Genomic DNA, 11004 nt, shown 5'->3' with positions numbered 1-11004 from the left:
GCGTATCGCCGTCCGAAGACGCGCGATTCGCTTTGATCTGCATGAGCTGATCAGTACGTTTTGCGCGGGCCGTTTGCGCGGCCGTTGCTGTATTGTTGACGTTTTGCTGTTCAGTTTTCAAGGTTCAATATGTTCGTCCTGTAAAAGCAACTTCTCTAATTTAACACCGTTAAGCGGAAGAGTCAAGCCTTTTTATTATTGTGAAAAACTTAATTTCCCTTAGCGACGTGTATTATCATAATACATTCTCTCTAAAGATGTCAACGATTAAAGCAAAAAAAATAAAAAAACTTAAATCTACTTATCAAACCCCTTTCTAAATCATTATTCATCGCGCTCTTACTTTGCTTCTCACTCAAATAGAGATGCTGCCTCAACAGTCGGATAACCGGCTTTCGAGGCAGCATCTGCATTACAAGGGTATTCTAAAATCCACTTCATAAGATCCTTTCAATAGAAAAGGATTCTTTTCTTCCCCAACTTCAAGCCTTCATGAAAAGTTCCAAGAGCGAACAGAACCGAAATTGACGTTTGTTATAAAATGAATCCTTCAGTTACTCTCTCACATAATAATATCGATGGAAGATTCCTTCACTCTTTGTAGTAACTCCATTAATAAAGATAAGTTCTTTATCTACCAGATACTCGATAAACACCTCGAGATTAGAAGAGTAGTTTTTCAATTCTTCTTGCTCATGCAATTCCTGGATTGTCCAACTGTTTTGCTTTTCCATTACTTCCCTTATATGAAGAGCACCGTCCTGAGTCCGTGAATGAATATAAAATTCACTTGCTAAAAATAACAACTCCAGCCGCTTATCGATCGGTTCATCACTCGAGATCAGTTCTTCATAAAGCTTATAGATAGCCGGCTCCATTTGTTTCACCTGAGACCAGACAGTTACCTCGGGCGGCAATCCGTTTTCAAGTACTGCCAGTCGTGCCAGGTGGTGCAGCGACTCTACCATATGATGATAGGCATCCATATAGTTCTTTTCTTCAAAAAACACTTTTCCTTCCATATAGCGTCGAATCAACTTAGCAAACTCCATACCCATTTTGATTTTGCGGCCATAGAAAGGATAGTCTTTCAGTTCCGTTTTTAGTTTTTCCATAAATTCATTTCGGTCATAAATGACACGTCCATAGAATAGCCAATCTACGATTTTACGGTTCGTGCCAAGCAGCAGCCATTTATGTAATTGCTTTTCGGTTACGATGTGCATTGCTGCCTTTTTATCCAAGTAGGTGTAATGTTTAGTGAACACCGGAGTTTCGTTCTCTTTCGTGATGATCAATAAAACCGAATCGAAGGTATCTGTAATCTGGCTGACCTTCTCTCTTTTTTCTACTAAGATCACCCCCAGCGTACTTTCCTGGCTGGCGCGTTCCTGATAAATAGGTCGTAGGATTTGTTCCATCAACTTTCACTCCTTGCTGTCTCTATCACATTCCGTCATGTAGTTGAACGGAGCGGCTAGTAATGAACTGCAGCGTAATTTCATTTTCCCTATAGTCTGCGGGGGTTTCCCGTTCTCTTTTTGTCAGACGGTGAAACCAAATCTAATGGTCTCTGCTTTTCTTTATTTCGACATATTTATTGCCAATTCCTTCATTTGATAATCGATATCACTTTTTAAGAGTATTTATGATATAGTATGATGGATGCAAGGAGGAAATAAACTATGAAACCTTATAAAAATAAAATCAATCGCATTCGGACGTTTGCACTTGCGCTGATTTTCATTGGAATCGTCATCATGTACGTCGGTATTTACTTTAGAAATCATCCTGTTGTCATGGTGATCTTTATGCTGCTTGGCGTGGTCGCGATAATCGGTAGTACAGGTGTTTATGCCTGGATCGGTTTGCTTTCAATGAAAACCACACCGGTTGAATGTCCTAATTGTGGAAAACATACAAAGATGCTTGGTCGTGTAGATATCTGCATGCATTGCAACGAACCCCTGACAATGGATCGTTCGCTTGAAGGGAAAGAATTTAACCAGGACTATAACAAGAAAAGTTCACAACCATGAAAACATCCAGCGAACAGAACTTCGCTGGATGTTTTTTTATGGCATAAAAAAAGCTTACCCTAGAATGAGGTAAGCTTCTGACTGGAAAGATATTATTGGGCTTTTGCTGTTTTGCCGGAACATACTTGGCAAGTACCATAAATCTCAAGACGATGATAGTCCACTTGAAACCCGGTAACATGCGAAGCTAAATGTTCTACTTCATCCAATCCTGGATAGTGGAAATCAACGATCTTTCCGCAGTCATTACAGATAATATGATAATGATCATGCGTAACAAAATCGAAGCGGCTTGAGGAATCTCCGTAAGTCAATTCTTTGACCAGCCCCGCTTTTCTAAACACACGTAAATTATTATAAACAGTTGCAACACTCATATTAGGAAATGTTTTTTCGAGCGCGCGATAAATGTCATCCGCTGTTGGGTGCGTTGTTGAATGAATCATGTACTCCAAAATCGCGTGGCGTTGGGGTGTGATTCGTACACCTGTTGACTTCAAAGCATCAAGCGCGTCTTTTAATTGTACTTCAGACATCGCCGTGCACCTCACTTCATATATATTCTTACATTGTAATCGTTATAATCAGTGTACCTAATCGTAGTGGTCGATGTCAAGAAATCACTATATTACCGCCGTTTGCCACGCGTATTCCTTTTATTTTTCGTGCAGTCCCTTCTCTTTCCTTCCGAGTCGTTGGTTGACCAGGCGCGCCGCCACGAACAAAAAGTCGGATAGGCGGTTTAAGTACGCTAGAACATTTGGAGAAACCTCAGTTCCGATGGACAAGGCTGTTCGCTCAGCTCTTCTGACAACAGTCCGTGCAACATGAAGAGCCGCGCCTGAAGGATGTCCTCCAGGCAGAATAAAATTGCTGAGTGGAGGAACTTCAGCATCATACTGATCGATCCATTGTTCCAGCTTAAATACATCCTCTTCGGTTAATTTCCATTTGACTTCTTTTCCTTTGGGCGTGGCCAATTCAGCTCCTACGTGAAATAAAGTTGTCTGTACTTCATGAAAGATTTCACACAACGCTTCCTTTTCCTCAAAAAACTCTGCGTTCATATGACCGATTGCAAGACCAATCAAAGAATTCGCTTCATCACAGGTTCCATAAGCTTCGACCACTGCATCATTTTTCGCAACCCTCGTTCCATACACCAAAGAAGTCGTACCTTTATCGCCGGTTTTTGTATAGATTTTCATGCTTAATACCCCTTTTCCATATTCACCAGATTAGCCGGAGCCGTTTGGTCAGCTTGCCATTTTCTGAGATTCGGAATAAATACATCTAAAGCACGTTCGACATACTTGCCTGAATGGCTGGATACATGAGGTGACACAATAACATTGTCCATCGACCAATACGGATGGTCCTCTGGAAGTGGCTCCTGTTCGAAAACATCCAAAACTCCATAGGCAATTTCTTCATTGAGTAATGCACTCAGCAGGATTTTATCCGAAACAAGATCGCCTCTGCCCAGATTCATAAAGATAGCAGTGTTTTTCATTGCTTGAAAATGTTCTTCTTTCAATAAGTACTTGGTTTCGTTCGTGCTCGGTAAAACTGAAATGACATAATCAGCTTGTGGAAGTTTTTCTAAAATGGCTTCAAAAGAAACCATTTCATCCATATGGTCAGCTGGCATTCCAGATCGGTTACAACCAATTGTATGGACGCCGAAAGCCTTCAGCAGGCGGCCGATCTCGGAACCGATAGCGCCCGGCCCCAAAATCAGCGCTGTTGACCCATGCATTTCCGATGAATGTGTTCTGCGGCTCCATTCATGATTGCGCTGATTACGGTAAATTACCGGAAGCGACCGCTTAAGGGAAAGTAAATGAGCCAGAGCAGATTCAGCCATTGGAATTTTATGGATGCCTTTGACATTCGAGACCGTAATCCCCCGCCCCGCAATTGCTTGATGAGGAAGTTTTTCAATACCCGCGCTGGCCACCATGATCCACTGCAGCTTTTCAGCGGCAGCTATGTCCTCTGCTGCCAGGTCTTCTCCGTAGGTGACAATGATGTCAGCAGAAGACAAACGCGTCTTATCTTTATAGAGGAAATAGAAATCGATTTCCGGAAATTCGATTTTCAGCCTCGCTTGCTGATCTTCTTTTGGAACGAACGTAAACAGGATTTCCATGAATGTCTCCCTTCTTACTGATTGCTGATTTCTTTCAGAGTTTCCAGGACTTCTTGGATGTGATTTGGAACTTTGACTTTACGCCATTCTTTTACGACCATTCCTGTTGGATCGACCAGATAAGTCGCGCGTTCAATGCCCATCGATTTTTTTCCGTACATATTCTTCTCCACCCAGACGCCGTAGGCTTCGGAAACTTTATGGTCTTCATCCACCAGCAATGAAAATGGCAGTCCATGCTTTTCGATAAATTTATTGTGCTGGTCTTCCGAATCAGCGCTAACACCTAAAATCACTGCATTGAGTGCAGAAAAATCCGCTTGTGCATCACGGAAATCGCAGGCTTGCGTCGTACAGCCTGGCGTCATGTCCCGAGGATAGAAATACAGGACCACATATTTTTTGCCTGCGAAATCTTGCAGAGAAACCGTTTCTCCCGCTTCGTTCTTCAATGAAAAATCCGGTGCTTGTGTGCCTTCCAATACAGTCATTTTCAACACTCCTTTTCTTATCTCTATCGTACCGAACCACAGCTCGAGTTTCAATTTCTTTGGCGTTTCCCCATGAGATTGTCTACAATAAGGAATAGATTAATCACTAGGAGGCATTCATCCAATGAACCATTCAATATCAGAAAGGCTTCACGAAGAAGCATTAGAACATATTGTCGGCGGCGTCAACAGTCCATCCAGATCCTATAAAGCGGTAGGTGGAGGTTCTCCCATTGCCATGGAGCGTGGACAAGGCGCTTATTTTTGGGACGTAGACGGCAATAAATACATAGACTATCTGGCTGCATACGGGCCAATCATTACCGGCCATGCGCATCCGCATATCACACAGGCGATTACACATGCGGCGGAAACCGGACTTCTATACGGAACTCCAACCCGTCACGAAGTTACATTCGCTAAAATGTTAAAAGAAGCAATGCCAAATATGGACAGAGTCCGTTTCGTCAACAGCGGTACAGAAGCGGTCATGACGACGATCCGTGTTTCGCGGGCTTATACTGGCCGGACAAAAATCATGAAATTTGCGGGTTGTTACCACGGTCATTCCGATTTGGTTCTTGTAGCTGCCGGATCTGGTCCCGCTACACTTGGCACTCCTGATTCAGCTGGGGTACCTAAGTCTATTGCTGAAGAAGTGATCACAATTCCCTTTAATCATCCACAGGCTTATGCAGAAGCTATGGATCGTTGGGGCGAAGAAATTGCCTGCATCCTGGTCGAACCGATTGTAGGTAATTTTGGTATCGTTGAGCCGCACGAAGGATTTTTGCAGGAAGTTCACCGCATCGCCCATGAAAAAGGAGCATTGATCGTTTATGATGAAGTGATTACAGCTTTCCGCTTCCATTACGGAGGTGCACAGGATATGCTCGGATTGACTCCGGACCTGACAGCACTCGGAAAAATCATTGGCGGCGGATTGCCGATTGGCGCTTATGGCGGAAAGAAAGAGATCATGGAAACAGTGGCTCCTTTAGGTCCTGCTTATCAAGCTGGTACAATGGCCGGAAATCCCGCCTCTATCCAAGCTGGAATTGCTTGTCTGGAAGTTCTTCGTCAAGATGGCATTTATGAGAAAATGGATAAACTTGGAGCACAACTGGAAAAAGGTATTTTAGCAGCCGCTGAAGAATTTGAAGTGACGATTACCGTCAATCGTCTAAAAGGCGCTTTAACCATTTATTTCACTGACGTAAAAGTTGAGAACTACGAACAAGCTGAAGCAACTGATGGTGAGATCTTCGGCCGTTTCTTCAAGCTGATGCTGGAACAAGGGATCAATTTAGCCCCATCTAAATATGAAGCATGGTTTTTAACAACTGAGCATACTGAAAAAGATATTGAATATTCAATTCAAGCGGTACGACAAGCCTTTAAGCAGCTGTAACACAATCTAATACCTGCATTATTGAAGAAAGGAGGACCAATATTATGCAATTAGGTGCACGGATATTTAAGACCGGAATAGCCATTTCATTAGCTCTGTTCCTAGCTAATTGGTTGAATTTACCTATTCCTTTCATGGCAGGTATTGCAGCTATTTTCGCTATTCAACCTTCAATTTATCGCTCTTATCTTACGGTACTCGATCAGATCTATGGTAATTTAATAGGCGCGACAATTGCTGTAGTTTTTGTAGTGACACTCGGCTCAAACTACTTGACCGTTGGACTAGCAGCTATATTAGCTATCATTATCATGCTAAAGCTAAAACTTAATAATCCAGTCCCTTTAACGCTTGTTACTATCATAGTTATTATGGAATCTCACGAACCCGAATTTCTCGAGTTTGCTGGCTTGCGATTTCTGACTATCTTATTGGGAATTTTTTCTTCATTCATTGTCAACTTGATCTTTTTGCCGCCTAAATACGAAACCAGGTTATTTACCTCCATCCACGAAGTAACTGAAGAAGTTATCCGCTGGATCCGAGTATCCATCCGTCATGCTTCTGATCATGCTTCAGTAAAAAATGATATTGATAAATTATCCAACAAACTTGACAAGGTAGATCAGTGGTATTCTTTTTATAAGGATGAACGCAGTTACACGAGAAAGCAGCAGTATACAAAAGCAAGAAAGTTAGTGCTTTATCGACAAATGATCGCTACATCGAAAAAAAGCTTGGAAGTCTTGAAAAGGCTCCACCGCTTTGAAAATGAGTTGTCAGAGCTTCCTGAGCATTTCCACATGATGGTTCAGGAGCGTTTGGAAAGTCTCGCGAGTTACCACGAACAACTTTATATGAAATACGTTGGGAAATTGCGACCGGAGCATAGTGAAGGTTCTGGAGAAAATGCCATTATGAAACGCAATGAAGTTATGACCATTTTTGTAAAAGAAATCAATCTTGCACATGAGGAAAACGAGGATGAATTTTCGGTTTACCATTTGATGCATGTCCTCTCAGCTATTCTCGATTATGAAGAGCAACTGGAACATTTAGACCTACTGATTATCGCTTACTTGAACTATCATTCAGAAGAAGTGGATAGCGACCTTGAAGATGTCATATAAAAAAACGTGTGGAGCAATTCTCCACACGTTTTTTAATGTTTAAGAAGTATAATTTTTTAGCTTTTTGTTTGTTGTCCAGCCACCAGCGCCCAGATTCTAGGGCCATAAGATCTTGGCTATGCGGCTGAAAACATGCCGCTTGCGCTTTTCTTATGACTTCATTCGTGGATCCAAAGCATCGCGCAAGCCGTCACCCATAAGGTTAAAGCCAAGAACCGTCAGCATGATGGCAACCCCTGGGAAAATCATGGTCCAAGGCGCATTCGTTAAATACGAACGCGAGTCTGCCAACATTTTGCCCCATTCAGGAGACGGAGCCTGCGCTCCTAATCCGAGGAAGCCGAGAGCTGCCGCTTCGATGATTGCTGTTGCGATGGCTAGAGTTCCTTGAACGATAACCGGAGCCATGGAATTCGGCAAAATATGCGACACCAGAATTCGGTTGTCTTTCATGCCAATTGCTTTCGCAGACATGATGTATTCATCTTCTTTGATACTCAATACTTTTGAACGGATTAAACGCCCAAAGTTTGGCACGTTGATGATTGCAATGGCGATCAGCGCGTTGCGCAATGATGGTCCAAGAACTGATACTACTGCAATAGCCAATAAAATACTTGGGAATGCCAACATGATATCAAAGATGCGGGAAATGATCGTATCTACCCAGCGTCCGTAATATCCTGCCAAGATTCCTAAAATACTGCCGACTACAACCGATCCAATAACCGCTAAAAAGCCAACCCATAATGAAATGCGGGCGCCGTATACAATTCGCGATAAAATATCACGTCCAAAATCATCTGTTCCCATCCAATTCGAAGAAGAAGGAGGCAAAAGCCGTTGGGACAAGTTTTGTTCATTGATGCCTTGCGGTGTAAGAAGCGGACCAAAAATTGCTAGCAGAATGAAGAAAATGACAATTCCCATTCCGACAACCGCTACTTTGCTTTTACGGAAACCGCGCCATGCCTCTTTCCAAGGACCCGCGACTTTTTGCATTTCCGCTTCCTCTTGTTTGATTGCTGTTTCAGCCAATGTGCTTCTCCTCCTTCCTAATCATATTTAATACGCGGATCGACTAAACCGTAAAGCAGATCCACAAACAGATTAATCATGACAAAGATAAACGCCACGATCAGTATCCCGGATTGAATAACCGGATAATCACGGAATCCAATTGCTTCGTAGATATAACGTCCGATTCCAGGCCAGCCAAAAATGGTTTCAGTCAAAATAGCGCCCCCAAGAAGCAGCCCCATCTGAAGCCCGATAATCGTCAATACTGGAATAATAGCATTTTTAAGGGCATGTTTATAAACTACCCAAAACATTGATAACCCCTTAGACCGAGCTGTTCTGACATAATCAGACCGCATAACTTCCAACATGCTCGAACGGGTCATTCTGGCAATAATTGCCATTGGAATTGTCGCCAATGCCGTGCCCGGCAATACTAGATGTTTCAGGACAGTCGCCAGTTGATCAAAATTTCCGGCGATCAAGGTATCGATAACGTAGAAATTCGTGACGACATCTACAGGATCACGGACGTTTTCACGACCAGTTGTCGGAAGAATTCCCAGTTCAATCGAGAAAATCCATTGATTCATCAAACCCAGCCAGAAGATTGGCATCGATACCCCAATCAATGCAATGATCATAGCTAAGTAATCAAACCAAGAATTCTGGAACCAAGCTGAAATGATGCCAGCGTTGATCCCGATAACAACTGCAATAATAATAGCAAATAAGGAAAGTTCGATCGTTGCAGCCAGATACGGCCATACTTCATCTACCACTGGAGTTCGCGTACGAAGTGACTCTCCCAGATCTCCTGTTACCAGTCCTTTTAAATAATCAAAGTACTGAATATACCAAGGGTTGTCCAACCCCAGATTTGTTCGTAATGCCTTTATCGCTTCTTCGGATGCTTGTTGACCTAGGATGACTTGTGCAGGATCACCAGGTATTGCGCGGATGATCATAAATACGATAAATGTCATACCGAGTAAAACCGGGATTAACTGTAGAAGCCGCCTTCCGATATAGTGAAGCATCTTCTTCACCTCTCCATCTCTTACAATATGCAATATGTATAACAGTAATAAAAAAGGGAGGAAATCATCCCGACTTCCTCCCTAGAATTGCCTACTCTAAATCTACTGAAGCCAATTTGTCAGAACCTGTTGGGTGTGCTTTGAAATTAACGACATTGTTCCCACCAGCTAATAGCGGTGTAGAGTGTGCAAGTGGAACCCAAGGAGCATCCTCATGAATGATTTCCTGAGCCTGCATGTACAAGTCGTTTCTTACATCTTCATCAACTTCTGATTGTGCCTGGATCAATACATCGTGTAATTCTTGGCTTTCGTAATACGTGTAATTGTTTGTACCAACATTGTCTTGGTCAAGCAACGCATAAAGGAAGTTATCGGCATCGCCGTTATCGCCAGTCCATCCAAGTAGGAATGCGTCGGCTTCTCCATTTGCTGCTTTTTCAAGATATGTTGCCCATTCAAATGACACGATTTCAGCAGTTACGCCTACGTCAGCCAAATTCTTTTGAATGGCTTCTGCCACTTTTTGGCCATCTGGCATATATGGACGCGGAACTGGCATTGCGTAAAGTTCCATTTCAAATCCGTCCGGGAATCCTGCTTCAGCCAATAATTCTTTTGCACGTTCTGGATTGTAGTCATACCCTTCAATGCTGTCGTTATATCCGCTGATTACCGGCGGAATTGGGTTTTTAGCAACTTCAGCACGACCCTCGAAAAATGCATCTACAAGCGCTTGCTTATCAATCGCATGGTTAAATGCTTGGCGTACTTTTGGATCATCGAAAGGTTCGCGAGTTACTGTCATACCTAAGTAACCAACGTTCATCGATGGACGTTCAAATAATTGAAGATTTTCATCTCCTTCAATTGTTGATGCATCTGAAGGTGTGATCCCATCTGCAAGATCAATTTCTCCCGATAGTAAAGCATTTAAACGAGCTGAGTTATCTGGAATCGCACGGAATACGACTTGATCCAATTTTGGCTCATCTTCTACCCAATAATCTTCGAATTTCTCGATTGTGATTGTATCGTTGCGTTTCCATTCAACAAATTTGAATGGGCCAGTTCCAACTGGGTTGTCGCCAAAAGCGTCTCCCGCTGATTCAAATGCAGTTGGCGAGGCAATCGCAAATGGACTCATTGCCAAGTTTTTAAGGAATGGTGCCTGTGGACGTTTTAATGTGAAGGTAACTTCGTAATCGCCTGTTGCTTCAACAGATTCGATAACGTGCCCTTCTTCATCGCCGTATCCACCGAACATTGAACCGTAATATGGGTATTGCTCTCCGTCACCGGCTGCCCAACGCTCAAAGTTCTTCACTACTGCCTCTGCGTTGAAATCCGTATCATCATGGAATTTAACGCCTTCTTCTAATGTCAAGGTATACGTAAGTCCATCGTCAGAAGCTGTCCATTCAGAAGCCAATGCTGGTTCGATTTCTGTATCCTGTTCACCAAAATTCACTAATGTATCAAATACGTTCTTAGTGACTTTAAAAGATTCTCCATCTGTGACTGTAATTGGATCAAGTGAAACCGAGTCGCCTCCACGTCCAAAGATCAATACTTTTTGTTCAGCGGAATCCCCTTCGCTTCCACTTTCGCCTTCGCTGTTTTCTGATGCATTATCAGAACTGCAGCCATAAAGAGCTGTCGATACTAATAAAAGCAGCAGAAATGCCCACGATAAGAATTTTTTCTTCCCCACTTTAACC

The 11004-nt window shown here is 42.8% G+C and carries 11 protein-coding genes; 3 read left to right on the top strand and 8 right to left on the bottom strand.

Features of this window, described 5'->3' with window-relative positions; genetic code table 11:
* Positions 1-554: 554 nt before the first annotated feature.
* Positions 555-1421, bottom strand: a complete 867-nt coding sequence (locus FQV26_RS17870; RefSeq protein WP_146559373.1) for a nucleotidyltransferase-like protein — start codon at positions 1419-1421, stop codon at positions 555-557.
* 264 nt (positions 1422-1685) lie between these two features.
* Here FQV26_RS17870 and FQV26_RS17865 point away from each other — a divergent pair, with 264 nt between their 5' ends.
* Positions 1686-2039 carry a YgzB family protein gene (locus tag FQV26_RS17865; RefSeq protein WP_146559371.1) on the top strand — a complete coding sequence of 118 codons (354 nt, stop codon included), beginning with the start codon at positions 1686-1688 and terminating at the stop codon, positions 2037-2039.
* Between the two features lie 92 nt (positions 2040-2131).
* Here FQV26_RS17865 and perR read toward each other — a convergent pair whose 3' ends face one another.
* The 4 genes from perR to bcp form a co-directional block, all read right to left on the bottom strand.
* Positions 2132-2575, bottom strand: a complete 444-nt coding sequence (gene perR / locus FQV26_RS17860; protein WP_146559369.1) for a peroxide-responsive transcriptional repressor PerR — start codon at positions 2573-2575, stop codon at positions 2132-2134.
* Between the two features lie 120 nt (positions 2576-2695).
* Complete coding sequence (locus FQV26_RS17855; RefSeq protein WP_146559367.1) at positions 2696-3247, bottom strand: cob(I)yrinic acid a,c-diamide adenosyltransferase; 552 nt, start codon at positions 3245-3247, stop codon at positions 2696-2698.
* 2 nt (positions 3248-3249) lie between these two features.
* Positions 3250-4191: a D-2-hydroxyacid dehydrogenase gene (locus FQV26_RS17850; RefSeq protein ID WP_146559365.1), complete on the bottom strand. Its 942-nt coding sequence runs from the start codon at positions 4189-4191 to the stop codon at positions 3250-3252.
* 14 nt (positions 4192-4205) lie between these two features.
* Positions 4206-4682, bottom strand: a complete 477-nt coding sequence (bcp, locus tag FQV26_RS17845; protein ID WP_146559362.1) for a thioredoxin-dependent thiol peroxidase — start codon at positions 4680-4682, stop codon at positions 4206-4208.
* A gap of 124 nt (positions 4683-4806) precedes the next feature.
* On the opposite strand from bcp, the gene FQV26_RS17840 reads away from it, so the two are divergent.
* Both FQV26_RS17840 and FQV26_RS17835 read left to right on the top strand, forming a co-directional pair.
* The gene (locus FQV26_RS17840; protein WP_146559360.1) at positions 4807-6093 is read left to right on the top strand and encodes a glutamate-1-semialdehyde 2,1-aminomutase; all 1287 of its coding nucleotides are present in this window, start codon (positions 4807-4809) and stop codon (positions 6091-6093) included.
* Between the two features lie 44 nt (positions 6094-6137).
* Positions 6138-7223: an FUSC family protein gene (locus FQV26_RS17835; protein WP_146559358.1), complete on the top strand. Its 1086-nt coding sequence runs from the start codon at positions 6138-6140 to the stop codon at positions 7221-7223.
* Positions 7224-7373: 150 nt separating this feature from the next.
* On the opposite strand, the gene nikC is transcribed toward FQV26_RS17835, so the two are convergent.
* From nikC to FQV26_RS17820, 3 genes are all read right to left on the bottom strand, one after another.
* Entirely contained in the window at positions 7374-8225 is an 852-nt protein-coding gene (nikC, locus tag FQV26_RS17830) for a nickel transporter permease (protein WP_186760068.1), read from the bottom strand.
* A 53-nt stretch (positions 8226-8278) separates the two neighbouring features.
* Positions 8279-9283, bottom strand: coding sequence for an ABC transporter permease (locus tag FQV26_RS17825; protein ID WP_146559379.1), 1005 nt, complete (start codon positions 9281-9283; stop codon positions 8279-8281).
* A gap of 91 nt (positions 9284-9374) precedes the next feature.
* A complete protein-coding gene (locus tag FQV26_RS17820) occupies positions 9375-10997 on the bottom strand; it encodes an ABC transporter substrate-binding protein (RefSeq protein ID WP_146559354.1) in 1623 nt (540 codons plus the stop codon).
* Positions 10998-11004 lie beyond the last annotated feature (7 nt).

Origin of the sequence: Planococcus sp. CPCC 101016, assembly GCF_007859295.1 — a bacterium.
Lineage (GTDB): Bacteria > Bacillota > Bacilli > Bacillales_A > Planococcaceae > Planococcus.
Note: the sequence above shows the minus strand (reverse complement) of the source record. Positions and strands in the feature narration are given on the sequence as shown.